A 25,675-nucleotide genomic window follows, 5' to 3' on the forward strand; every position below is an offset into this window, starting at 1 on the left:
CGGGGATGTGCTTGTTGACGTCGCTTCGCGGGGTTCAGGCCGGGCGATGCGGGTATTTGGGGTTCATGTAGGCGGCTGCGCCGTCGAGGAGCGTCAGCATCTCGGCGCGGGCATGATCGTCGAGCGCCCGGTAACCGGTCTGGCGCCAGTGCGCGCCGGCGATGATGCCACGCGCCTTCTCGACCTCCTTGCAGAGCGGAATGCCGTAACTCGCCTCGTAGTCGAGAAGCGGCAGGAGGCAGCGGAAGATTGTCCGGGCGAGCGTCATGTCGGCCGCCTCGATCGCGTTCCACAGCGCCATATGAACGTCGGCGAATTCGCAGGCCGGCATGGTGCCGCAGATGCCGTGCGGCAGTTCCTCCATCAGCGTCTTGCCGGCCCGGCCGCCCATGACGCCGATCAGCCGCTCGCCCGCGAGCGCGCGGAGGTCGCCGGTCATCTGCGCCGGATAGGTCGTCTCTTCCTTGACGAAACGGGCATTCGGGAGCTCGTTGACGAGTTCGGCGAGAAGCTCGGCGCTCATCACCGTGGCGCCGAGGCCGATCGCGTTTTGAAGCACCAATGGCAGGTCGCTTGCCGCGCTGATTGCCTGGTAGTGCGCTTTGATTTCCGCCCGTCCCGCCGGATGGAAGGTCGGCGGCATGGCCATGATCGCGTCGGCGCCGATCGTGCCGGCATGCTCGGCGAAGGCCGCGGACATGCGCCAGTGATTGGCGGAAACCCCGACGACGGTCTGCGCCTTGCCCTTGGCCTCCTCGACCACGATTTCCGCGACGCGCCTGCGCTCGGCGTCGGAGAGATAGCCCACCTCGCTGGCATTGGCGGTGGATACGACGCCGTGGACGCCGCAGTCGAGGCAGAACTGGAGCGTGCTGCGCAGGCCGTCCTCGTCGATGGCGAGGTCTTCGGAAAAGGGCGTCGTGACGATGACGAAGATGCCCCGGAAAGTATTGCGATCCATCTTGGTGTCTCTTTGGTTTCGTTGTTTTCGGCCCGGCCTCACGATGCCGAGAGCGCGCCCTTGGTCATGCCGCTGACAAGGAAGGGTTCGAGCAGCACGAACAGGATGATGGCCGGCACGACGGAGAGCGTTCCCGCCGCCATCAGCAATTGCCAGTCGACGGACTGTTCGCCGACGAAGGATTGCATGCCGACCGTCAGCACCTGCTTTGCGGGCGAACTGATCAGCGTGCGGGCGAAAATGAATTCCGACCAGCTCGTGAGGATCAGGTAGACGCCGGAGGCGGCGAGACCCGGCTTGGTCAGCGGCAGGATGACGATCCTGAGGGCCTGGAGCTGGGTGGCCCCGTCGATCATCGCGGCCTGTTCGAGTTCGCGCGGAATACGGTCGAAGAAGCCCTTCATCAGCCAGGTGGCGAGCGGAATGCCGACCGTCATGTTGGCGAGGATCAGGCCGATATAGGTGTCGAAGAGCCCGATATTGTTGTAGATGATGAACAGCGGGATCAGGATCAGCGTCGCCGGAATGAGCTTGCTGATCAGGAGGCTGGCGCCGAGCGCCTGCTGCGGACGGCTGGCAAAACGCGACAGCGAATAGCCGGCAAGGGTAGCCAATACCAGGCTGATCGCCGAGCTGCCGAGCGAGACGATCAGGCTGTTGATGGTCCAGCTCAGGAACGGACGGGCGCGGAAGACTTCGGCAAAGGCGGCGAAGCTGACCCGCGACAGGTCGGGAAGCAGTGACGGATTGCGCGAGAGGATGGCGTCGGTCGGCATGATCGCCGTCATCACCATCCAGTAGAACGGAAACAGCGTGACGATTGCGACCAGAACGAGAATGGCCCAACTGATGAAACGGCCTAAGGTCATCGCGATATCTCCTATTTGAACTTCGAACGCTGGGCGAAGATGGTGAAGATGGCGCCGATCATCAGCGCGACGATGATCATAACCGTGCCGACCGCCGTGGCGGTGCCCATGCGGAAATAGTTGAAGGCTTCGCGATAGACGTAGAGCGACATGGTTTCCGTCGCATGTGCCGGTCCGCCGCCCGTGGTGCCGAAGACGATGTCAACGTCGCGGAAGATGCCAAGCGCGCTGATCATCAGCACCAGCATCGACGGGCCGCGAATGCCCGCCCAGGTGATGAAGCGGAATTTCTGGATATGGGTGGCGCCGTCGACATTGGCCGCCTCATAGAGTTCGCGCGGGATCGATTGCAGCGCGGCGAGCACGGTCAGCGTGATCATCGGATAGGATTTCCAGATCGTCGGCACCATCACCGAGATTAGCGCCGTGCGCCGGTCGACGAACCAGGGGAAATCGGCTGACAGAATACCAAGGTCGCGCAGCATGGCGTTGAAGACGCCGTAGGAGGAATCAAGAATCCAGAGGAACATGATGCCGAGCACAATGCCGGGGACAGCCCAGGGGATGAGGACGATGGTGCGCAGGATCCGATTGCCGGGCAGGCGCTCATTCAGCAGGAGCGCGATGCCGAGCCCGATCGCGTAGGAAATCGCGATGCTGCCGCCGACATAGATGACCGAGACGAGAACGCTGTTCCAGAACTGCGGATCGGTCAGCACTCGGACATAGTTGCCGAAGCCGAGCGGCAGGTCGTGGATGCGCGCGAAATTCATCACGCGCCCCTCGCGCAGCGAGATGTCAACGACCTGGTAGAGCGGGTAGAGGATCAGCGTCAGCACGCCAAGTGCTGCCGGCAGGATGAGGGAATAGGACAGGATTTGCTGCCGGCGGTAGAAGTTCAGGCGCGTTCCGCCATGGCTACCGTCTTCGGTACCCGACGATATGGACATGAGCTTTCCCCGAATTGAGGTTGGGTCACAGATGCGCGGGCCACAGCGGAGAGAAGGCGGCGGCCCGCGACAGGCTCAGGTTCAGTCGAGCGGGATCGCCCGTTCGAGCTGGCTCTGCGCATCTTCCATGATCTCTTCGGTCGGATCATTGGTCGAAAGCAGGCGGAGAGCCGCCTCCATCAGGACCGAGGAATATTCGGTGAAATTGGCCTGGATCGGCTGCTCCTTCGGAAACAGCGGCACAGCATCCAGCGCCGAGGCGCTCGCGATGGCGAGATTGGGGTGAGCTTCCTCATCCTCGGGCGTCAGGACGTTTGCGGCGCGGCCGGGCGGCTGGCCGGTGGTGAGCAGGTATTGCCGCTGCCATTCCTCGGAGTTGGCGAAGGTGATGAACTTCCAGGCGGCGCCCTCGATGTCGTCATCGAGCCCTTCGGAAATATTCATGATCAGGCCGCCGGGGGCGAGCTGCGGATCGAAGGGGAGCCGGCCCATCACCAGTTTCGGCCGCATCTCCGGCGTTGCCTTTTCCAGCCACGACCAGACCCAGGGACCATCGATCAGCATGGATGTCTTGCCATCGATGAAGAGCTGGCGGGCGACGGAGGAGTTGTTGCCGAGCGGCGCGTTCTTTCCGACCGTTTCGCGATAGGCGTTCATCGCGTCGATAACCTCGGGGGAGGTCAGGTTGTAGTGACCGTCCTTGACCAGGTTCGTGCCGGCCCAGATGGCATAGCGATGCACGTCCTCGACGGCCGTCGGATGCTCGGTCGTCACTGCCGACAGGCCGAAGATACCGGCGTCGCGGTCGGTCATCTTTGCTGCCGTCTCCTTGAAGCTTTCCCAGCTGTCGGGAACCGGCAGACCGGCCTTGTCCAGCATGTCCTTGTTATAGAAGAACTGGTAGGCGTTGTTGGACAGAAGCACGCCGCGCGTGGCGCCGTCCCAGGTCAGCGCCTTCTGCGGCGCGGCCCAGTCGGTGGCGATGTCGGTACCTTCGATGCGGTCATCGAGCGCCGCCAGCCAGCCTTGAGCGGCAAACGAGCCAAACAGCTGTTCATTTAGCTGCATGACGGCAGGGGCACGGCCAGAGGCAAAACGGATCGTCATCTGCGGAAGATAGTCGGCGAAGGGAATGTAGATTTCTTCGATCGAAATATCCGGATTTTCCTCCTCAAACGCATCAATCACCGCATTCCACCAGTCCGCATTTCCTGGCTCCTGAAACTGCCAGGATGCGAAGGTAAGGTTGATCTGCGCAGTCGCTAGTCCCGGAGCGGCCACAACACCGAGTCCGAAGACCGCTGAAAGCAAGAGCTTATTCAGCATTCATTCCTCCCTGATTCTTTTCGGGGCCACGTCTGACGACGCCAACAACCCGCTCCTCAAAAACGCGAAACCGGTCGGCAAGCGATCAGAAGCACGCATTGCGTCTGTCGGTTTCGTGATGGATCGTGTATGATCGTATCAAACATGTCAATATCGTATCAAATAAATAAATATCGTATGTAATCACTCTTGAGCCGATGACCAAATCTGGCGTAAAGGATGCAACTCGTGCATTGTCCCATCAGGTGCGATAAAAGCATCCGATTGGGGAGCCTGCCCGCGTTGTGCCAATCGGCCGGTCGCGGAATTTCGCCTGGGTGAATGAAATGAAAAACTCGCGCTTAGCCAACAGTCCAGAACTCAGCTTTTCGGGCGATAGCGAAACGGTCGAAACAAGCTATATGCGTGTTACGAAGCAGCTGAGGGAAGCAATTATCGCAGGGGAACTCCCGCAGGACAGCCGCCTCCCAATGGCGGCTCTGGCAGAGCAGTACGGCGTCAGCGTACAGCCTGTGCGGGAAGCCTTGCAGCAGTTGGAGGGAGAAGGTCTAGTCCGGATCGTTCCCAATCAGGGTGCCCGAGTTTCGGCGATTGATCGAAACCGTCTGATCTATGCACATGAGATCGGCCAAGCATTGGAAGGGTTCCTCGCAGCTCAGTTTGCCGAGGAGGCCTCGCTTTCAGCAATCCGGATGCTTGAATCCATTCAGGTTGATCATGATCGGGCAGCTAACGATCGGGACTGGCAAGCGATGGATGACGCCAATACTCGCTTTCACAACATGATCAATTCATACGGGGGCAATATTGAAGCCGCCCAGCTCCTGCGTCGATACTATTGGTTGAGCCTCGGCTTGATGAACCAAAGCGGCCGAGACGCCAACTTTGCCGAGCGCGTCACCTCCGAACATCACATGATGATTGACGCCTTCCATAAACGGGATGCCTCCACAGCGCGCCAAGTTGCGGAACAACATGTCAAGGCCACACTTCATGACGTGCTTTCTGCTTTCGAAAAGCTTCAGAAAGAACGCCAACGAAAGTGAGATTCCGCGAGCCCAGCAGCCACACGAGATTTTATTGGCCTTGGCCGCGACTGACTTAAGGCTCACAACCCAGAGCATGTGCGCACTGGGTTCAACTGGCAGGCACCACGGTCGCAACCGAGTTGCAACCACCGGCCGGCGGATCTGTGTCCCGCTGAAGCATGATAGCTCTGCCCTCGTCATCGAAGAGATGCAAGCGGTCTCGATCGAAGCTGAAAAGCCCATCCTTACCGCGCTCGATCCGCATGTCGCCATCGCCTTCCACAATGATCTGGCATCCGTCATATTCACCATAGACATAGGTGGTACCGCCGAGTTCCTCCACGACATCGCAATGCAGCATGACCTCGAAGTCACCACCCTTTCCAACGATGAAATGTTCGGGGCGAATGCCGAGCTCCAGCATATCACCGTGTGAAGGCAGCTGACCGGGCGCGGAGAGCGAGATGTCCTGACCATCCGGCAGAGTGATTGTGAAGCTGTTGCCGGCAACCGATTTCACGCGCACAGGCAGGAAGTTCATCTTGGGCGAACCGATGAAGCCGGCAACAAACCGGTTTTCCGGCCGGTGATAAAGGGTGAGCGGAGTGCCGATCTGCTCCACTGCACCGTCGCGCAGGACCACGATCGTGTCGGCCATGGTCATGGCCTCGACCTGGTCGTGGGTCACATAGATCATGGTGTTACCGAGCCGTTCATGCAGCCGGGTGATCTCGATGCGCATCTGCACGCGTAGCTCGGCATCAAGATTGGAAAGCGGTTCGTCAAACAGAAACACCTTGGGCTGGCGCACGATGGTGCGGCCGATGGCCACGCGCTGGCGCTGGCCGCCCGATAGCTGGCGCGGCTTGCGATCGAGCAGTTCGCCGAGTTTGAGGATCTCAGCCGCTTCGCTGACACGTGCTTCAATCACCTCCTTCGGTTCGCCGGCAACCTCCAGGCCAAAGCTCATATTTTCGCGTACCGTCATATGCGGATAGAGCGCGTAGGACTGAAACACCATGCCGATGCCACGCGCACTTGCCTTCGCCTCGGTTACGCATTTGCCGCCGATGTAGACATCACCTTCGGAGACCTCCTCCAGCCCAGCAATCATCCGCAAAAGCGTCGACTTCCCGCAGCCCGACGGGCCGACAAAGACGACGAAGGATCCGCTTTCAACGTTGAGATCGACACCGTGGATGGTCTCCAGTTCTCCGAAGCGCTTGAATACGCGATCGAGTTTCACATCGGCCATGTTTTTCCTCCCAGTACCGCCCGTCAGGCGTAGCTTTCAATTTCGCCGATCAGCGACTTCAGTTCGCCGACATAGGCGTCAAGCGCGTCATCGCCGATGGCAATATCGGTGAAGGCGATGCCCGCCTTGGCGCTGCCGACCGAAAACGTGGCGGCAATGTTGTTGATGCGGCCCGCCGCGTCGCGCTGGCAGGCATAGCCGTTGCGCCTTATGGTGGTGATGGTATCAGCAAGACCTGCCCGCGCCTCTTCCGACCAGTCGGCGATACAGAGCGCCAGCGCGCCGTCATCCATCTCAGCCAGAAGCGCTTTGCCGATCGAAGACTGTGAGGCGTGATAGAGGTGGTAGCCACCAAGCCCTTCGGCCGGGTTCTGATGGGCAAGAGCGTGATACATATAGACCACCGCATCTTTCCACAGAATGCCGATCGCCAATGTTCGGTCGTCGTAGGCGTGACTGATCGCAACGTGAGTGGCGGCCCTAAACAGGGCGGAGGAATGAAAACTCTGCGCTGCCAGAACATGCACCACCGGACCAGGCAAATACTTCTTCTGCTGGTTCTGTTCGGCCATGCCGATCGCTTTCAACGTCCTGAGCAGCCGGTTCACCTTGATCATGTTGATGCCCAGCCGCTCGGCGAGTTCCTTGGTGCCGAGTGGATGATCGCTGGTCGTCAGCTCCTGAAAACAGCGGATGCCATCGACAAGGCTCTGATTGGGCTGGGATGTCTGGGGTTTATCACTCACTTCACAGCTCCCGAGGTCACGCCGCCGATGAATTGCTTCTGCAGCACGGAAAACACAAGGATAATCGGTGCGGCGACGATAAAGGAAGCCGCCATGGCCCCGCCCCAATCGGCATTGTTTTCGTTGATATAGCGTAACAGAAGGCCGGGACCGACGGTGCGCTTGTCGTCAGAGGTGATCAGCGTCATCGAATAGAGCAGATCATTCCACGACCACATGAAAGCATAGAGCGCAACGGTGATGAAAGCCGGCAGCGAGATCGGCATGACGATGCGGCGGAAGATCCTCATGTTGCTGGCGCCATCCACTTTGGCCGCCTCGATCAACTCGTTCGGCACCTGCTTGAAATAGCTGTACATCATATAGGTCGAGACCGGCAGCGCGAAGACGATGTAGGAGATCGTCAGGCCGATGCGGGTGTCGAGCAGGCCGACCGATTGCAGCATGGGATAGATGCTGATCAGCAGCACACCAAAGGGAAACATCTGCGCCGACAGGATCAGCAGCATCAGTGGACGTTTCACCGGATAGTCGAACTTGGCGAAGGAATAGCCGGCAAGCGCTGCCAGAACCGCATTCAAAAGCGCCGAAGCGGTGGAGGTGACAAGGCTGTTGCCAAGCTGCAGGACCAACGGACCCTGCGTGACGGCATTGATGAAATGGCCAAGATAAGGCCGGTGCGGCACGAAGGTCGGGTCTGACAGGTAAAGCTCTGCATTGGCCTTGAAGGCGCTAGACAACGCCCAATAAACCGGGAAGAACAAAAAGAAGGCGATGACGGCGAGAATGACGATAAAGCCGGTCTTTTCCCGCCAGGTACGCAGTTCAAGCATGGCTCAATCCTCCCTGAACAGGCTTCTGAGATAGAAGATCACGATCGGCATCAGCGTGAAGACCCAGAGCACACCGATGGCGGAAGCCATACCGAGATTCCAGTTCTGGAACGCCTGCTTGTAGACCTCGATCGACAGGACCGAGGTTGCCCGGACCGGACCGCCGCCGGTCAGCGCGAAAATAATATCGAACTGCTGCAGATTGCCGATCATGCCGAGCGCGCCGGTGACGAGGAAGACCGGTTTGAGATGCGGCAGGATCAGGCGCCGCACGATTTTCAGATTCCCGGCGCCATCAATGCGCGCTGCCTCGATCTGCTGAAATTCCATGCTCTGCAGCCCTGCAAGGAAGAAGGACATGAACAGCGGGATGGAAATCCAGGTCCGCGTCAGGATGACGGCCATCATCGCCCCGACATCATTGGAGAGAAACTGAACGGGGGAATTGACCGCCCCGACATCCATCAACAGCACGTTGACGATGCCGTAGCGCCCGTTCAGCATCCAGGCCCAGATGAAGGCGCTCACCGTCGACGGCAGGATCCACGGCAGCAGCGTCATGGTGCGGAAGACGGCGCGGCCGCGGAAATCCTGATACATGAGCAGCGCCCAGGAAAGGCCGAGAAACATTGTCAGAAGCGTTGTGCCGGCAACAAAGATGGCCGTCGTCACCCAGGAACCGAGAACGTAAGGGTCAGTCAGAATGGTCTCGAAGTTCTCAAAGCCGATGAAGATCGGCTCCGTGTCGTAGATCGTGTACTGGTAGAAGGCCATGGACATGGCATCCACAAAGGGCCAGGCCACCATGACCAGAAACGCAATCATCGCCGGGGCGAGAATCAGATAGGCAAAACGCCTGTCTGAACGTTTCAGATAGCCGGGCTTGCGCCGAGCCGGGTTTTTCGTCCCCAGCTGGTGCGTGGTCGCCATGTCCATGTCACCGTCCTCAGTTCATCAGTTTTTCGATGCGGGCCTGCATATCGGCCGCAGCCGCTGTCGCATCCTTTTTGCCCAGCATGGCGGACTGCACTTCCTCAGATACAATGCCGACATAGTTGGCGCTGTCCTTGAGAGAGGCCAGTTCGTTGAGCTTCGGCATACCAAGCGAGGCATTCCAGTCGACAATATACTGGTCGGAGGTAACGATGTCGCTCGCCCGTGCCGACTTGGTGACTGGGATTGCGCCAAGCTTCTGGAAATATTCGAGCTGGATCTCGTCATTCATCGTCAAGCCCGAAATCAGCTTTGCCGAGGGGCTCTCGGCGGAAAGGGCGCCGTCCACCATACCTTCGTCCGTCTTGCGCATCACCAGAAGGTGACCCCATTCCATGGAATGCGGCGTCATGCCGGCCTCGGCTACCGGCATGGGGATCGGGTAGACGTATTTTACGAAGGCTTCGCCCTCGCCGGAGAAATCCTCAGCAAAGCCCTTGGCAACCGGCGCGTCGAAATAATAGGCGCTCTCGCCCTGACCGAACATGCGCCGTGCAGCACCACGATCAACATCAAGGGCGGCAAGGCCGCGATCGACCAGATCCTTCATGAAGTCCAGCGTCTGAACCGTCGCTTCAGAATCGACGACCGGCTGGCCGTTCTCGTCGAAGATCGAGCCACCAAACGCCCAGAGCCAGAGCTGGAAATCACTTGTTACAAGATCGTCACCCTTGGTCATCATTGCATAAGGCGTGCTGTTCGGATTGGCCGCCTTGACCTTTTCAAGGTCAGCAACGAAGTCGGCGATCGTCGCCGGTGGTTCGCTAACCCCTGCCGGCTCCAGCACCTTTCGGTTGGAGACAAGGCTGATCGAGCCGATATTCCATGGCATACCCACCTGTCTGCCCTGAACCTGACCTGCGGCCAGCACTTCCGGCGGGAACATCGCCGCGAGCTGTTCCTCGCCGTAAAGCTCGTTGAAATCGACCACATCCGGCATCTGGGCGAAGGTCGGCAGCCAGCGTTCCTGCGCCTGGTAGACATCAAGCGGCTGCTTGGTCCTGATCCTCAGGAAAACCGTCTTCTGCATATCCCCCCAGGCGCTCGAAAGCACATCAACCGGCACGCCGGTCTCTTCGATCAGCCCGGTCATGACCGGCGCATTGCTGGGCTCGGCAGTGATCCAGTTCAGGAATGTCACCTGGCCATCGGCGGCATGAGCGCCAAGCGCACTTACCGAAAGCGCTAGCGCTGCTACGCCCGCTTTGAAAGTCATCATCGTTTCTCCTCCAGTTATCGGTTTACTCTAAACGCAGTCCAAGCAGTGACACGGCGTGGCCCTGTCTGTTGGCCAGCCGCAGGCTCAAGCTGTCGATCTGGTTTTCCTCCGAAAGATCGACAGTGAGGACGGGATTGCGATTGTCGTGAATCTCGGCCACGACGCGGCCATTTGCGCTGACCGTGACGTCATGGACAAGAAGCGGCATAACCCGATCATGGTGGCGGTATTGCACGCTTTCCAGCGGATGATCGTAGTCGCAATCAAGGTAGAGAATAAGTTTCCTGGCGTGGACCGCTTTCTCGAAGCTGAGTTCTATTTCTGGCGCCGGGTCCGAGCGATCAGCCACCCAGGCATTGGGTCCGAAGGTTGGCCTGAGTGGCCCGAATGTCAGATTGGCGACATCGAAGACATGCACGGGGTGGTCGGCGACAAAGGCGATATTGGCACCGCCGGGTCGCCGCTCGGGCACCCAGAAATCGAAACTGTCGACGCCAAGTTCGCTTGGCGCGTCCTGACGTGCCGTGGTCGAGACCTTGTCGAGGCCGCCTTTCTTGACCGCGACCAAACCGGTGATGCGTTCACTCGAAAGCCCAAGCTCGATATCCGGATTTTCTGCAAAGCAAACAAACACATACTGTGCCCGCGCAAGTTTCGGCAGCGGGATCGCGACTGTCTGCTCGCCAGCTTCAAGCGAGAGCGAAACCGTACTGACCAGGATCTCCGGTGTATGATTTTCAGGCTTTTCGGCAATCTGCAGCTCTACTTTGAGCTCTGTCTGCCGCGCGACCCTAAGCGGTACGTGGATCACATTGTCGATGTCGGTACGCCCCGGCAAGAGCTGGGCATAGCTGGCGGTCAGCTGCCTGTAGCCGTGGTCATGGGCGAGACCGGAGAGTGCAAGGGTCGAGGAAGCGGTAATTTTCGCGGTACGCGCCAGATTGCCGTCTGCCAAGGCATCGTAATGGGGGACGTAATGGCCCGCACGTGACAAAGACCGCTTCAGAGCGGGAAGATATTCCGGCTTCGCCACATCGCGCGGCAGAATGCCAGCCCTGACGCAAAGGGCTGCAGCCGTGCCGATCGCCTGACCAACGGTCGACGAGGTTGCCATCACCCGCGAGGAACCGAAGGCGACGTGAGAGGCGGACAGGAGCCTGCCATTGGTGAAGAGATTTTCGATATTGCGGCTGTACATGCAGCGGAATGGAATGCCGTAGACACCCTTGGCGTGAAATTGATTGCAGCCATCGGCGTCGCCATAGACGCCGTCGGCAGGATGCAGGTCGATCGACCAACCGCCATGGCAGACGTCGTCTTCATGGACGACCTGGCGGATGATATCCTTCTGTCTCAGAATATAATCGCCTTCTGCGCGCCGGCTTTCGCGCTTACCCGGAATGGTGCCGACCCATTCAAGCGCCAGATTGGCGGCTTCAGGAAATTCGCCGGAATTCTTGATGTAATTCCAAACACCATAGACGATCTTCTGCAGCTCGACCTTGATCTCTTCCGACTGATGGATGGTGTCCAGTCTACCGCCCCATTCGATCCACCACAGCGAACATCCCTGCTCTGTGGTGCGGAACCGGCGGTAGCGCGGAATAAGACTTGGCACGTCCTTCAGCGCAAGATCGGGCGCAACATAATCGACGGGATGGCCGACATCCTTGGTATAGAAGTACATCGAATGGCCAAGCAGCTCGCCGTAATTATTGCCCGGCGCCATCGGTTCATCAAACTCGTCCGCCTTTTCCGCGCCCATGCGATAGGCCGCACCCGACATGTGAACGAGGATCCCGTCACCGCTAGAGTCGGCAAAGAAAGCGCCGGAAAGCCGGTACATGGTGCTGTTCTGGGAATTGAAGGCATGGATCTCGCGGACTCGATTGTCCGTTGTCACAGCGTGAAAAACCTGAGTGTTGACCAGTACGGTCAGGCTCTGCTCCCGGCTCACCCAATCCTGAACGATGCTGTCGAAGATGACGGGATTGCCGCCCGGGTTGCGGAACTGGTTTTCCAGCAGCAGCTCGTTGATGATGCCGCCCTCGCGGGCAAAGCGGTTGTTGTTGCCGCCATGGGAGGTGGCGCCCAGGATCCAGAGACGGACTTCGCTTGAAGCATTGCCGCCCAAAACCGGCCGGTCCTGCACCAATGTAACCTTCAGGCCCTCTCTTGCTGCCGAAATTGCAGCGCAGACACCGGAAAGACCGCCTCCCACAACGACCAAATCCGCCTCAATCTCTACACTTTTCAGATCCCGCGGCGTGCTGGCCCCCTCAACGATCATACCTTCCTCCAATTTCAATAATAGAAATATCTATAATTGAAATTATCCTGTCAAGGCAGAAATGACGTGACGCGCAGATATCCTGTTGCAGATGACCTGAGTCCCAACTTCTCTCCAGGCCCTGGTAGACACTTGGGCATCGATGGACACGCGCGCCGGCGACGTTTCGGAAACGGCTGCAGCGACAAGATCATTGGATGGGGCTCGGATACTCACGACCCTTGCCACAGTGAAAATGACAGAGAGATATTCCCGAGGAGACAGGCTCGAAGAGACCGAAAAGATCGCGAAAGCGCGAGCAGGTATAAGGCTAATCAAATCGGCCGGGTGAAATGCAGTGTAGCGAATGAACGCTTTTAGCCTACTGGCTGAAATTTTTGGAGCGGGTAGCGGGAATCGAACCCGCGCGTTCAGCTTGGGAAGCTGACAGGCTACCATTACATCATACCCGCAGCCGGAAGCCGTTCAATACCACCGGCGGCGGGCCGGCGGCAAGCGCAAAAAAAACGGCGATCAACCGGCCGGTGAGAGGCCGCCTGCCAGCGTCGGCAGAAGTTCCGAAACCGTCGGGTGGATCGGCACGGCCCATTGCAGGTCCTTCGCCGTCGCGCCCATGTTGATGAGATTCAGCACCGCATGGATGGCCTCGTCGCCGCCCGGGCCGAGAATGGCGCCGCCGAGAAGCTTTCCGGTATCGGCATCGGCGACGAGCTTCATCAGGCCGGCGGTCTCGCCCTTTTCCTTGGCGCGCGCCACGTTCGACATCGGCCGACTGCTGACCAGAACCCTGTGGCCGGCCTTCACGGCCTGCGCCTCGCTCATCCCGGCCCGACCAAGCGGCGGATCGGTGTAGAGCGCGTAGCCGGCGATCCGGTCGTCCACCGAGCGGCTTTCGCCGTCGAACAGATTGGCGGCAACAATCTCGTAGTCGTTATAGGCAGTGTGGGTGAAAGCGCCGCGGCCGTTGCAATCACCTAGCGCGAAAATGCCGGGAACGCTGGTTTCGAGCCCGGAGCCGACGGTGATATAGCCGCGCTTGTCCACCGTGACGCCGGCCTTTTCGAGGCCGAGATTGTCGGTATTCGGTCGGCGCCCCAGCGCCACGAGCAGATCGGAGCCCGTCGCCGTGCGTGTGTCGCCGCCGCAATCGGCATGCATCGTGATCTGGCCGCCATCGCGGCTGAGGCGGATGCACTCCGCGCCGGTCATCACCGTGACGCCCTCGTCCTCCAGGAACCCACGCACGGCATCGCTGACCTCCGGGTCCTCGCGGCCGATCAGCCGCTCGCCACGCTCGACCACGGTGACCTTTGCGCCGAAACGAGCGAGCATCTGCGCGAATTCCAGCCCGATATAGCTGCCGCCGAGCACCAGCAGATGCTCCGGCAGCCGGTCGAGGCCGACCATATCGCTGTTGGTGAGGTATGCTATGTCCGCGAGGCCCTCGATATCGGGCACTGTCGGACGACCGCCGACATTGATGAAGATCTTGCCCGCCGTCAGGATTTCGTCGCCGAGCGCGATCCTGTCCGGTCCTTCGAAGCGGGCGTGGCCGCGCAGGAGCGACACCTTGTCCAGACCTTCAAGCCAGCCTTCAAGCCCCTTGCGCGACGCGCCGGCGACGTCAGCGGTGCGCGCCTGCACCCGCTTCATGTCGACCGTGATGGCGCCGGCGATATCGACGCCGAAATCGGCCGCCCGCCGGGCGACATGGGCGGCGCGGGCGCTCGCAACCATGGTCTTCGTCGGCGTGCAGCCGGTGTTGACGCAGGTTCCGCCGACGAGATGACGCTCGATCAGCGCGACAGTCTGCCCTTCGGCAGCGAAGCGCGCGGCAAGCGGGGCCCCCGCCTGACCGGCGCCGATGATGATGGCATCGAATGTTTTCATAGGCTCCACACGATAGCCCAGGCACCGAGAATGGCAACCGCATCCTCGATCAGGGCCGCCGGCAGGTCACGGCCGAAATAGACGGCGAGGCGATGGCGCGCCGCAGCACCGCCGAGCGTGCCGAGCACCGCGCCGACCATGCCGAGCACAAGCCCCGCAAGCCAGAAACCGCCCGCAATGCCGAATGCCGCGCCGCAGACCGCGCCGGTGAAGATGCGCGCGCCGAACTGCGGCGGCACCTTGCGGCTTGGCGTGGAGGGAAGCTGGTCGGTAACGAGTTCGGCGAGGGCGAGCACGGTGAGAATGCCCACGGCCCATGGCGAGGCCAGAAAGGAAAGCCATGATCCGGAAAGATCGAGAGCACCAAGATAGGCCGCCCAGCTGATCGCAGCAGGTGCCATCATCGCCCTCAGGCCTGCAACAATGCCGATTAACAACGCCAGAAGATAAAGCATGCCGCCAACTCCGACTTGGTTGAATTTTGTCAATCTAGCACGCCGTGCTTGAGCCGCAACGGGAAAAGCGTGCAATGCAGCAGACCTTGACGCCGGCGAATTCCAAGCTAAATCTGGGGCACAGTCCGGCGGAACCTGAAGACGCCGAGACGAACCCGGTGCCGGGCCCCTCTGGCGAGAGTTCGACGGCGCTCTCGTGATGTCGGTACCGCCCGCAAATCAGCCGGCGGACATGGTAACCATGTATCATCTTCAGACTTCCGCAACGCGCTGGCGTAACGCCGGCGCTCGAACCCGTATTGCGTCCCTTTCCGCCCTCCTTTGCTGCGAGGTGCGACCGTGAGCACGCTTTCCTATTTCAAGTGGGCCCTGATCATCACGGTGCTCGGCCTCGCCGCGAGTGCCGCCTATGGCTATTTCGCCTTTGGACCCGAGGCCGCACTGGCCTTCCTGTTCATCACCGCGGTTCTGGCGGTGCTCGAAATCTCGCTGTCCTTCGACAATGCCGTCGTCAACGCCAACAAGCTGAAGCAGATGAGCCATGCCTGGCAGCGACGGTTCCTGACCTGGGGCATACTGATTGCCGTCTTCGGCATGCGGCTCTTGTTTCCGCTCGTCATCGTCGCGCTTGCCGCCCATCTCGGTCCGCTCGATGCCATCCACCTCGCCTTTGCCGAACCCCGCGCCTACGCCGCCATCATGCACGAGGCGCATATGCCGATCGCGGCCTTCGGCGGCACCTTCCTCTTGATGGTCGGGCTCACCTATTTCTTCGACCACGAGAAGGACGTGCACTGGGTGTCTTCGCTGGAGCGGCCGATGTGCCGGCTCGCCTCGATCAAGGGCATCGAGATCGGCATTGCGCTATTGCTCATCCTGGTGTTCTCCGGCCTCGTCGCCGAGGAGCGCAAGACCGATTTCCTCTATCCCGCGATCTACGGCCTCGTCACATTCCTCGCCGTCGAAGTGCTGAGCGGTCTGCTCGATGCCAGCCAGGCGAAAACGGCGAAGATGGCCGCGCAGGGTGGTTTCGGCGCCTTCATCTATCTCGAAGTGCTGGATGCCAGCTTCTCCTTCGACGGCGTCGTCGGCGCCTTCGCGCTGACCAAAAACCTGCTGGTCATCGCCATCGGTCTCGGCATCGGCGCGATGTATGTGCGCTCGCTCACCATCATGCTGGTCGACCGCAAGACACTATCGCAGTTCCGCTTCCTCGAACATGGCGCCTTCTACGCCATTCTGGTGCTGGCGGTGATCATGTTCACGCAGACGCTGATGCACATCCCGGAAGCCATCACCGGCCTTGTCGGTGCGGGCCTCATCGGGCTTTCGATCTGGTCATCGGTGCGCTGGAAGCGGGCAATGCAGCAGGCCTGAGCCTATTCGGCCGCCGCCTTGTGGAAGATGGCGATCTGGTTGAGAAAGGCGCGCAGCACGGCCGGCTTCAGCGGCTTGTGCTGCACGCTGATATCCTCCGCCTCCGCCATGTCGCGCACCTCCTGGGTGCGGTCCGCGGTCACCAGCACGGCCGGGACATGCCGGCCGTGATGCTCGCGCAGTTTTGCCACGACATCGACCCCGCAACCGCTGTTGTCGAGATGATAGTCGGCGATGATGACATCGGGCAGCGTTTCGATCGCCTTCGCCTCGTCAAGGTCGCGCGCGACGAACACCTCTGCGCCCCAGCCGCCGAGCAATAGCCGCATCCCTTCGAGGATCTCGGCCTCGTTGTCGATGCAGAGCACCTTCAGCCCGTGGATCGCCTGACCGAGCGGGCGTGCGGAAACCTTTGCCGCCGCTTCCTGCGCGGCCTCGGCTCCAGCATCCGCCAGCGGCACCGAAAGCCGGAACACGGTTCCGGCGCCGGGCGCCGAGGAGAGCGCCACCGGATGCTCCAGCATGCGCGACAGCCGGTCGACGATCGAGAGGCCGAGGCCAAGCCCCTGCGCCGCCCGCGCCCCCTCCTCCAGCCGGGTGAATTCCTTGAAGATCGTATCCGCCTTGGACGGCGGTATGCCGATGCCGGTGTCATAGACCTCGACGACGGCGAGCCCGCCGCGCCGGCGCACGCCGACCAGAACCTTGCCGGAGAGCGTATATTTGATCGCGTTGGAAACGAGGTTCTGCACCAGCCGTCGCAGGAGCTGCGTATCCGAGCGCACCTTCAGCGACGAGCCGACGACCACCAGTTCGAGGTCCTTTTCATCGGCCAGCGGGCGGAAATCGGTTTCCACCCGGCGCAGCACTTCGCCGAGATTGACGGTGGTGAAATGCGGCTTCATGGCCCCGGCATCGAGCCGGGAAATGTCGAGCACGGCGCCGAGAATGTCCTCGACCGAGAGCAGCGCGGAATCGATGCGGCCTGCAAGGTCGCGGTTTTCGCCACCCGCCGGCATGCGTTCGCCAAGCGAGGTGGCGTAGAGCCGCGCCGCGTTCAGCGGCTGCAGGATGTCGTGGCCGGCGGCGGCGAAGAACCGTGTCTTGCTGATATTGGCCTCGTCGGCCGCAGCACGCGCCTCGCTCAGCGCCTTGTTCACTTCGGTGAGCTCGGCCGTGCGGGTCGCGACGCGCTGTTCCAGCGTCTCGTTCGCCTGCTTCAGCGCCAGGTCGGCCTCCACCCGCCGCGTGATGTCAGTAAAGGTCACCACCGTGCCGGCATCCGGCATGGCGCGTGACTGCACCTCGATGATGCGCTTGCCGAGCACCATCGGAAACGCCTTCTCATGGCCGCGCAGTTTCCTGAGCGCCTCCTGCGCCTCCTCGCCCGTCAGGTCGCCGCGCGAGGACAGCCGACCCATGATGTTGATCAGCGGATAGCCGACCTGCCCCACCTCCTCCGGCAGGTCGAGCAGCGAGCGGAAGCGCTTGTTCCAGACGGTCAGCCGGTTCGAGGCATCGAACACGGCGATGCCCTGGTCGATCTGCGCCAGCGCCGATTGCAGCAGTCCCTGATTGTACTGCAGCGCCTCGCTGGCCTGATCGAGCAGGAAGGCGGCATCGCCCGAGGCGGCTTCGGCGCGCTGCAGCACCAGCGACAGCACCAGACGGGCCGATGAGGAGCCGATGGCGCTGCCGAGAAGCTGTTCGGAGAAATGGATCAGCGCCATATCCGCCTGTTCGCCATCGGCCATCCGCCGCCCGGCATTGCGCTCGAAGGTGGCGAAGGACCGCGCCGTGCGCTCTTCACCGAGATAGCCGTTCAGTGTCTCGCGCAGCATGCCAACGGAAACGCCCGTGCCGATGCCGCGCGCCGAGGATTGCCAGCGCGCCTGCCGCTTGACGAAGATGCCGGACTGAATGCGTTCCAGCGGCCGGGCCGGTCGGCTGAGCGATCCGAGAACGAGCGCCCCGACATTGGCGATCAGCGACAGGCAGGTGACGTTGAACAGCGCGTCCGCATTCGGCCCGGTGAAAAGCCCGGTTCCGGGAACCAGAAGATCCATGATCGAGCCGGCGATCGCCGAATGATCCGGTCCGCCGAGGCTCGGCACGAACAGGAGGTAGACCCAGATGAGAAAGCCGAGGACCAGGCCGAAGATCGCGCCACGGGCATTGGCATTGCGCCAGATAAGGCCGATGAACAGCGCCGGCGCCACCTGCGCGATCGCCGCGAAGGCAAGAAGGCCGATCGAATAGAGCCCGCGATCGCTGTCGACATGGCGATAATAGACATAGCCAAGCAGCATGACCCCAAGGATCGATGCCCGGCGAATATTGAGAAGAACGGAATGGAAGTCGCGATGCTGACCCTCGCCGGCAATCATCCGACGCCGGAGGAAGATCGGCGTGACGATATCGTTCGACAGCATGATGGCAAGCGCGACCGACGAGACGATCACCATCGCAGTCGCCGCTGAAAAACCGCCGATGAAGGTGACCAGCGAGATCAGCGGCATGCCTTCGACGATCGGGATCTGCAGGACGTAGAGGTCCGGATCGATGCCCGGACCGAGCCGCATGGCCCCGCCGATTGCGACCGGCAGAACCAGCGCGTTGATGGCGACGAGATAGAGCGGGAACAGGAAGCGGGCGAGGTTCAGTTCCCCCTCCGACCTGTTTTCGACCACGGTGACATGGAACTGTCGCGGCAGGAGCAGGATGGCGCAGGCCGACAGGACCGTCATCAGCACCCAGCGGCTGAGCGGCGTATCGTAGCTCAGCGCCGAAGAGGCCTGAAGGTTGTTGCGCGCCTGGGCCAGCAGGTCCGCCGGGCCGTCGAACAGGAAGAACAGCACGAAGAGGCCGACCGAAGCGAAGGCAACCAGCTTCACCACCGATTCCATCGCGATGGCGAGGATGAGCCCGTCCTGGTGCTCGGTCGCGTCCGTATGTCGCGTGCCGAAGACGATGGCGAAGCTTGCGAGCACCAGCGTCACCGAAAGCGGCAGGCCGAGGCCGAAGACGGCTCCGGACGGCTCGATGCCCGTCTGCGCCTCGACCATCACCGAGACCGAATCCGACACCGCCTTCAATTGCAGCGCGATATAGGGAATGGCGGCGGCCAGCGAGATGATCGCCACAAGGCTCGCCACCATCGGGTTCTTGCCGTAGCGGGCAGCGAGAAAGTCGGCGGCAGAGGTCAGCTTCTCGGATTTCGCCAGCGACACGATGCGGCGCACGACAGGCATGCCGACCGTGAAGACGAGGATCGGGCCGATATAGATGCCGATGAATTCGAGACCACGGGTCGCGGCAAGGCCGACGCCGCCGAAATAGGTCCACGACGTGCAGTAGACGGCAAGCGACAGCGCATAGACGAAGGGACGGCCGGAACGCGGCGCGATCGCCCGCTTCGCCCGCCGGTCGCCGAAGCTCGCGACGACGAACAGAAGCAGGATATAAAGCAGCGCCGCCAACGATATCAGCCAGCCAGGCAACATCCGGTTTCTCCCATGCCGGCGGCTGGAAACGCGCGCTCTCCCGCCGACCGTCCGAAGATAGTCCAGCCTCGCGGATTTTGGAATGCGACTGAGGGTGCAGAAGGCATCACAAAAAACAATGATTTGCGCTTCAAAATTGATGGAATCCAGCGCCCGCTTCGCTCTAGAAAGGAAGGACATCGGAGAACAGCATGTCCTATCTCGAAACCATCAGCGCCCGCGCCAAGGCCGCGCCCGAAAGCGGCATCGTCGAAATCATCAACTATGCGCGCGGCCGCGACAATCTGCTGCCGCTGTGGGCCGGCGAAGGCGACCTGCCGACGCCCGGTTTCATCCGCGAGGCCGCCAAGGCGGGTCTCGACCGCGGCGAGACCTTCTACACCTATCAGCGCGGCATTCCCGAACTGCGCGCGGCGATCGCCGATTACTATGCGCGTTATTTCAACGCCGCGCTGTCGCCGGAGCATGTCTATGTCACCGGTTCGGGCATGCATGCGATCAAGCTGATGGTGGAGGCACTGACGGAGGTGGGCGACGAGGCGATCTATCTCGCCCCGGCCTGGCCGAATATCTCCGCCGCCCTCGGCGTTTCGGGCGCGAAACAGGTCGGCGTGCCGCTCGCCTTCACCGATGGCCGCTGGACGCTCGATCTCGACAGGCTCGAAGCGGCGATCACGCCGAAGACGACGATGATGTTCATCAACACGCCGTCGAACCCGACGGGCTGGACCGCAAGCCTTGCCGAATTGAAGGCGCTTCTCGACGTCTCCCGCCGTCACGGCATCTGGATCCTCGCCGACGAGATCTACGCGCTCTATCACTTCGCTGGCGGTCGCGCCGCCTCCTTCCTCGACGTCATGGAGGATGGAGACAGGGTGGTGTTCGTCAATTCGTTTTCGAAGAACTGGTCGATGACCGGCTGGCGCCTCGGCTGGCTGGTGGCACCGCCGGAACTCGGCGATGTCATCGAGAACCTGGTGCAATACACGACCTCGGGCGTTGCCCAGTTCATGCAGAGCGGTGCGCTGGCCGCCATCCGCGACGGCGACAGTTTCATCACCGAGAACATCCGCCGTGCCCGCGAGGGCCGCGACATTCTCTGCGACCGGCTGCTTGCCACCAATCGTGTGGAAACGCTGAAGCCCGATGGCGCGCTCTATGCCTTCCTGAAGATCGACGGCATCACCGGCAGCCGTCGGGCCGCTCTCGACATCGTCGACAAGACCGGCGTCGGCCTCGCGCCCGGCTCCGCCTTCGGCCCCGGCGGCGAGCCTTTCCTGCGCGCCTGTTTCCTGCGCGACGGCGGCCAGCTGGCGGATGCCGCCGAGCGGCTAGCGGATTATATCGGCAAGCTCTGAAGCGCGCGCACCGTCACTTGGCGGGCGGACGGCGATAGCCGACGAGCGGCAGGAACAGGTCGTCCACAATCTCTGCGATGACGGTGTCGCTTGCCGGCTTCAGCGTCATCATCATTTCGTTGCGCAGCATGTCGACCGGCAGCGAGACGATGCGCGGCTTGATTGGCTGATCGTCGATCTCGCCACGCTTGATGGCACGGTCCAGGACGACCTCCATCACACGCTGATCGCGCGACACGATCTGGGTCTTCAGCTCCGCCGGGCTTGAGTTGGTCTCGCGGAAGAACTCGCTGAGTTCCACCGAAATCAGTGTGCCCATCCGTGTCCGCCGGGCCACGACATCCTGCAGCAGCCTGACAACGTCGTCGCGAAGATTGCCGGTATCCGGAATGGTGGGCGGAGTGACCTTCATCTGATGGCGCATCGCTGCGACGGCGAGTTCGGCGCGGTTCGGCCAGCGGCGGTAGATGACAGGCCGGCTGGTTCCGGCCCGGCGCGCGACCGCTTCCATTGTAAGGTTCCCGTATCCCTGCTCGATCAGGGTCTCCCATGCCGCCACAAGAATGGCCGCCTCAAGGGCCTCTCCGCGTCTTCGTTCCGTTTTCCTGGCGATCATCAAAGCTCCGATAAGATACATGAATGAATCCTGTTGACAGAATCATTCGTGAATATTAGATACATCGGCGTTTCTTATTTGCCAATCCTCAAACTGGAAGCCGGCTGTGGAAACACATTTGACGGCCGCATGAGCGACCTATTGGGGATGACCGAATGACCAGTTCCAACGAGCAGACGGGCGCGGCCGAGCCGCTTGCCCAAACCAGAAACGAACAGCCACCCCGCCGCCACCGGCGGAGCGGACGGTTTATACTGATGGCCTCGCTACCGGTTCTGCTGGCCGTCATCGGCGGCTACGTCTATGTGAAGGGCGGCCGGGTGATCTCTACCGAGAACGCCTATGTCAGCCAGGACCAGGTGAAGGTGGTGCCGCAGGTGAGCGGCGAAATCGTCAGCGTCGGCCCAGGTGAGAACGATATCGTCGAAAAGGGCAGCCTGCTGTTTGCGATTGACGACGCGACCTATGTGAACGCCGTCGATCAGGCGAAGGCTGCCGTGGCCTCGGCCCGTCTCGACGTCGAAAAACTGAAGTCGGCCTATCTGAAGGCCGAAGCGCAACGCGATACGGCGCAGCAGGCGCGCGATATCGCACGCACGCGCGAAAAGCGTCAGAAGACGCTTCTCGGCCAGGGCGCCGTCAGCCAGACGGCGCTGGACGAGGCGGACCTGACGCTGAGGACCGCCGAAGGCGCGGTGGTTTCTGCGGAACAGGACGTGGCCAGCGCGAAGGCATCGCTTGGCGGCGACCCCGATATCGCGACCGACAAGCACCCCGAGGTCATGGCCGCGCTGGCAAAACTCTCCGCCGCCGAAATCGATCTGGCGCGCACGAGAGTGGTCGCCCCCGCCGATGGCATCGTCACCCAGACAACCTCGCTCCGGCCGGGTCAGTATGTTTCTGAGAGTTCCAGCGTCGTCACGCTCGTCGAAACCGGCACAACCGTCATCGAGGCCAATTTCAAGGAAACGGAGCTGACCCATATGCGCCCCGGCCAGCCCGTGGACGTCACCATCGACGCCTATCCGGATGTCACCATCCGGGGCACGGTCGAAAGTCTCGGCGCCGGCACAGGCTCTGCGTTCTCGCTGATCCCGGCTCAAAATGCCAGCGGCAACTGGGTCAAGGTGGTCCAGCGCGTGCCGGTGCGCATCGCCCTTGAGCCCGAAGACGAAACGCCGCCGCTACGCGTCGGTATGAGCGCGCTCGTCGAAGTCGACACGGGACATGCGCGCGGATTACCGGACTTCGTCAGGAGCGCGCTTGCCACCGTCGGCATCGGAACCACCGCCATTGCCGCCGAGGCCGATCCGCGATGAGCACCGGCGCTTCCGAGCCGGTCGACATGCTGAACATCCCCCACAAGGGGCTGCTGTCCATTTCCATCATGCTGGCCACCATCATGCAGGTGCTCGACACGACCATCGCCAACGTGGCGCTGCCATCGATGCGCGGGTCGCTCGGCGCCAGCCAGGACCAGATCACCTGGGTGCTGACCTCCTACATCGTCGCCTCGGCCATCGTCACCCCGGTCACCGGCTGGCTTTCCGACCGCTTCGGTCTGCGCCAGATCTTCATCATTTCGGCCGCCGGTTTCGTGGTCACCTCGATGGCCTGCGGCATGGCCTCCTCGCTGAACGAAATGGTCGCCTTCCGCATCGCCCAGGGCCTGTTCGGTGCCTGCCTCGTGCCGCTGTCGCAAACCGTCCTGCTCGACATCAACCCGCGCGAACGTCACGGCCAGGCCATGGCCGTCTGGGGTATGGGGGTGATGCTCGGGCCGATCATCGGCCCGACTCTCGGCGGCTGGCTCACCGAAAACTGGGGCTGGCGCTATGTCTTCTACGTCAACCTGCCCGTCGGCCTGCTGGCGCTCGCCGGCATGTTCATGTTCCTGCCGAAAACACCGCCGAAGGTCCGCCGTTTCGACTTCTTCGGCTTTACCATGCTGGCCATCGCCATTGGCGCGCTGCAGATGGTGCTCGACCGCGGACAGGCGCAGGACTGGTATCAGTCGACCGAAATCTGGCTCGAAACCGGGCTTTTCGTCTCCGGACTTTGGGTTTTCGCCATCCATATCCGCAATGCCCGCGATCCGTTCATCTCGCTGCATGTGCTGAAGGACACCAACCTGCTGACCGCACTGGCTCTCATCGCCCTCGTCGGCGCCATGGTGCTCGGCGGCTCGGCCCTCCTGCCCTCGATGCTGCAGGATATTCTCGGCTACACCGCGAGCCGCTCCGGCCTGATCATGGCGCCGCGTGGCTTCGGCACGATGGTAGCGATGATGCTTTACGGCCGGCTCTCGAACCGTATCGATGCGCGGGCGGCCATTCTTCTCGGGCTGACGCTGACGGCCTGGTCCATGCTGATGATGACCCGGTTCTCCGTTGACATGGGCGAAGGCCCCATCATCACCAGCGGCATCATCCAGGGCTTCGGCCTAGGTCTCGTCTTCGTACCATTGTCGGCGCTCGCCTATGCGACGCTCGAAGCGCGCTACCGGGCGGAGGCGGCCGGCCTGTTCAGTCTGGTTCGCAACATCGGCTCCAGTGTCGGCATATCGCTGCTGTCGACCGTGCTCGCCTGGAATGTCGCGATCAACCGCACCGAGATGACCGCGCAGATCACCGAAAGCGGCCCGCGGCTTGCCGACATGGCGGAAAAGACGGGCTTCCCGCACACGGTGCTGGTCTATCTGGTCAACAGCGAGATCAGTCTTCAGGCATCGATGATTGCCTATCTCGATGACTTCAAGCTGATGATGATCGTGACCTTCGCCCTGATGCCGCTGGTGCTCTTGATGCGCAAGCCGGGCGGACCGAAAGTGACGCGCGTCGTCGTCGACGCCGGCCACTGATCGGCCGCAAGAAAGGTGCGGCATGCCGGAGCGCGCCGCACCAAGGAAGCGTTACTGCGCCAGTTCGACGGTGCGCTGGTCGTTTACCGTGGCTTCCGCCTGTTCGACCGCATTGGTGAAGGTCTCGAAAATCTCGTCACCGCCATCCATGGAGCCCTTGAACCATTCGAAGACGGGCTGCACGGCGTCGCGGAAGGCTGCCTTTTCCTCCTCCGTCGGCACATAGATCTCCCCGCCATCGGCGACGAATTCCTCATAGGCGGCGATTTCCTTGCGCTTCGGGCTGGCGAAGGTCGCCTGCTGCAGGGCGTAGAAGGCATCGACGACAATGCGGCGCTGAACTTCGGTGAGGTTCATGAAGCGGTCGTTCGACATCCACCAGAAGGCGGCCATATAGGAGTGGCGGTCGAGCGTGAGATATTTGAGGCCGGCGTCCGGGAACTTCATGTTCATGATGTCGGTGATGCCGTTGGCCGTGCCCTGCACCACGCCGGTTTGCAGCGAGGTGAAGAGTTCCGGCCAGGCGATCGGCGTCGGCGCGGCACCGAGCGCCTTCACCAGTTCCTGCGGCAGTTCCGCCGGCACGGTGCGCATCTTCAGCCCTGCCATGTCGGCCGGTGTCTTGATCGTGTGCTCCGTATTGGCGAAATTGCGCCAGCCACCGGTGTTGCCGATGGTCATCAGCCGCATGGTGCCGCCGCTGTCGGCCAGCGCAAGGTTGCGCAGATCCGCGGTGAACGGTCCGCCGAGAACCGCCTCGGCCACGCGATCGTTATCCATCAGATAGGGCAGATCCAGGACCTGCAGATAGGGGAACAGACCCGCCGCGCCGCCCGAGGTCGACATGTAGACATCGATCGTGCCATCGGCGATGCCCTGCAGGCATTCCTCGCCGGTGGCGCAGATCTGCGTGCCCATGAAGATATCGACGGTCATCGTGCCGTTGGAGGCGTTTTCGATATAGTTCTTGAACACGACGAGGCCATCATAGTCCTCGTCGTTCTCGTTGGAATTGGCGGTTGCCCTCAGCGTGATGTCGGCAGCCGAAGCCAGGCCTCCGGTCACGCAGACAAGCGCGGTGGCGACGAGCGCCCCCCGCATCAGGTGTTTCAGCATGGTGTCCTCCCTTTTCTGGTTGTCTCACTC

20 protein-coding genes and 1 tRNA gene are annotated in these 25,675 nt (G+C 61.5%); 5 read left to right on the plus strand and 16 right to left on the minus strand.

Annotation, left to right across the window (positions count from 1 at the left end; genetic code table 11):
* Positions 1-34: 34 nt before the first annotated feature.
* The 4 genes from TM49_RS22470 to TM49_RS22475 all read right to left on the minus strand — a co-directional run bounded on the left by TM49_RS22470 (position 35) and on the right by TM49_RS22475 (position 4,106).
* A complete protein-coding gene (locus tag TM49_RS22470) occupies positions 35-961 on the minus strand; it encodes a dihydrodipicolinate synthase family protein (RefSeq protein WP_052699645.1) in 927 nt (308 codons plus the stop codon).
* Between the two features lie 38 nt (positions 962-999).
* Positions 1,000-1,830, minus strand: a complete 831-nt coding sequence (locus TM49_RS00765; protein WP_045679118.1) for a carbohydrate ABC transporter permease — start codon at positions 1,828-1,830, stop codon at positions 1,000-1,002.
* 11 nt (positions 1,831-1,841) lie between these two features.
* Complete coding sequence (locus TM49_RS00770; protein ID WP_045679119.1) at positions 1,842-2,780, minus strand: carbohydrate ABC transporter permease; 939 nt, start codon at positions 2,778-2,780, stop codon at positions 1,842-1,844.
* 81 nt (positions 2,781-2,861) lie between these two features.
* The gene (locus TM49_RS22475) at positions 2,862-4,106 is read right to left on the minus strand and encodes an ABC transporter substrate-binding protein (protein ID WP_052699646.1); all 1,245 of its coding nucleotides are present in this window, start codon (positions 4,104-4,106) and stop codon (positions 2,862-2,864) included.
* A 326-nt stretch (positions 4,107-4,432) separates the two neighbouring features.
* Here TM49_RS22475 and TM49_RS22480 point away from each other — a divergent pair, with 326 nt between their 5' ends.
* The gene (locus TM49_RS22480) at positions 4,433-5,152 is read left to right on the plus strand and encodes a GntR family transcriptional regulator (protein WP_052699647.1); all 720 of its coding nucleotides are present in this window, start codon (positions 4,433-4,435) and stop codon (positions 5,150-5,152) included.
* A gap of 91 nt (positions 5,153-5,243) precedes the next feature.
* Here TM49_RS22480 and TM49_RS00785 read toward each other — a convergent pair whose 3' ends face one another.
* The 9 genes from TM49_RS00785 to TM49_RS00825 form a co-directional block, all read right to left on the minus strand.
* Positions 5,244-6,389 carry an ABC transporter ATP-binding protein gene (locus tag TM49_RS00785; protein WP_045679120.1) on the minus strand — a complete coding sequence of 382 codons (1,146 nt, stop codon included), beginning with the start codon at positions 6,387-6,389 and terminating at the stop codon, positions 5,244-5,246.
* 23 nt (positions 6,390-6,412) lie between these two features.
* The gene (locus tag TM49_RS00790) at positions 6,413-7,135 is read right to left on the minus strand and encodes an IclR family transcriptional regulator (protein ID WP_045679121.1); all 723 of its coding nucleotides are present in this window, start codon (positions 7,133-7,135) and stop codon (positions 6,413-6,415) included.
* The gene (locus TM49_RS00795) at positions 7,132-7,968 is read right to left on the minus strand and encodes a carbohydrate ABC transporter permease (protein WP_045679122.1); all 837 of its coding nucleotides are present in this window, start codon (positions 7,966-7,968) and stop codon (positions 7,132-7,134) included. The genes TM49_RS00790 and TM49_RS00795 overlap by 4 nt, the downstream gene beginning before the upstream one ends.
* Positions 7,969-7,971: 3 nt before the next feature.
* A complete protein-coding gene (locus TM49_RS00800) occupies positions 7,972-8,904 on the minus strand; it encodes a carbohydrate ABC transporter permease (RefSeq protein WP_052699648.1) in 933 nt (310 codons plus the stop codon).
* Between the two features lie 10 nt (positions 8,905-8,914).
* Entirely contained in the window at positions 8,915-10,177 is a 1,263-nt protein-coding gene (locus TM49_RS00805) for an ABC transporter substrate-binding protein (protein ID WP_158498591.1), read from the minus strand.
* 25 nt (positions 10,178-10,202) lie between these two features.
* Positions 10,203-12,401 (minus strand): FAD-dependent oxidoreductase, encoded by a 2,199-nt coding sequence (locus TM49_RS00810; RefSeq protein ID WP_244464846.1) that lies wholly within the window; start codon positions 12,399-12,401, stop codon positions 10,203-10,205.
* A 447-nt stretch (positions 12,402-12,848) separates the two neighbouring features.
* A tRNA-Gly gene (locus TM49_RS00815) sits at positions 12,849-12,922 on the minus strand.
* Between the two features lie 61 nt (positions 12,923-12,983).
* Positions 12,984-14,360, minus strand: coding sequence for an FAD-containing oxidoreductase (locus TM49_RS00820; RefSeq protein ID WP_045679125.1), 1,377 nt, complete (start codon positions 14,358-14,360; stop codon positions 12,984-12,986).
* The gene (locus TM49_RS00825) at positions 14,357-14,815 is read right to left on the minus strand and encodes a DUF4126 family protein (RefSeq protein WP_045679126.1); all 459 of its coding nucleotides are present in this window, start codon (positions 14,813-14,815) and stop codon (positions 14,357-14,359) included. The genes TM49_RS00820 and TM49_RS00825 overlap by 4 nt, the downstream gene beginning before the upstream one ends.
* Before the next feature lie 339 nt (positions 14,816-15,154).
* On the opposite strand from TM49_RS00825, the gene TM49_RS00830 reads away from it, so the two are divergent.
* Positions 15,155-16,192 carry a DUF475 domain-containing protein gene (locus TM49_RS00830; RefSeq protein ID WP_244464770.1) on the plus strand — a complete coding sequence of 346 codons (1,038 nt, stop codon included), beginning with the start codon at positions 15,155-15,157 and terminating at the stop codon, positions 16,190-16,192.
* 2 nt (positions 16,193-16,194) lie between these two features.
* Here the strand turns inward: TM49_RS00830 and TM49_RS00835 are convergent, their stop codons facing one another.
* Positions 16,195-19,695, minus strand: coding sequence for a hybrid sensor histidine kinase/response regulator (locus tag TM49_RS00835; protein ID WP_045679128.1), 3,501 nt, complete (start codon positions 19,693-19,695; stop codon positions 16,195-16,197).
* Between the two features lie 191 nt (positions 19,696-19,886).
* Here TM49_RS00835 and TM49_RS00840 point away from each other — a divergent pair, with 191 nt between their 5' ends.
* A complete protein-coding gene (locus TM49_RS00840) occupies positions 19,887-21,053 on the plus strand; it encodes a pyridoxal phosphate-dependent aminotransferase (protein ID WP_045679129.1) in 1,167 nt (388 codons plus the stop codon).
* Between the two features lie 13 nt (positions 21,054-21,066).
* Here TM49_RS00840 and TM49_RS00845 read toward each other — a convergent pair whose 3' ends face one another.
* The gene (locus TM49_RS00845) at positions 21,067-21,669 is read right to left on the minus strand and encodes a TetR/AcrR family transcriptional regulator (RefSeq protein WP_045684555.1); all 603 of its coding nucleotides are present in this window, start codon (positions 21,667-21,669) and stop codon (positions 21,067-21,069) included.
* A 155-nt stretch (positions 21,670-21,824) separates the two neighbouring features.
* On the opposite strand from TM49_RS00845, the gene TM49_RS00850 reads away from it, so the two are divergent.
* Positions 21,825-22,988 carry an HlyD family secretion protein gene (locus TM49_RS00850; RefSeq protein WP_045679130.1) on the plus strand — a complete coding sequence of 388 codons (1,164 nt, stop codon included), beginning with the start codon at positions 21,825-21,827 and terminating at the stop codon, positions 22,986-22,988.
* A complete protein-coding gene (locus tag TM49_RS00855; protein ID WP_045679131.1) occupies positions 22,985-24,529 on the plus strand; it encodes a DHA2 family efflux MFS transporter permease subunit in 1,545 nt (514 codons plus the stop codon). Before TM49_RS00850 ends, TM49_RS00855 begins: the two co-directional genes overlap by 4 nt.
* 51 nt (positions 24,530-24,580) lie before the next feature.
* Here the strand turns inward: TM49_RS00855 and TM49_RS00860 are convergent, their stop codons facing one another.
* Positions 24,581-25,645, minus strand: coding sequence for a TRAP transporter substrate-binding protein (locus tag TM49_RS00860; protein ID WP_045679132.1), 1,065 nt, complete (start codon positions 25,643-25,645; stop codon positions 24,581-24,583).
* Between the last annotated feature and the right edge of the window lie 30 nt (positions 25,646-25,675).

The organism is Martelella endophytica, assembly GCF_000960975.1.
Taxonomy (GTDB): Bacteria; Pseudomonadota; Alphaproteobacteria; order Rhizobiales; family Rhizobiaceae; genus Martelella; species Martelella endophytica.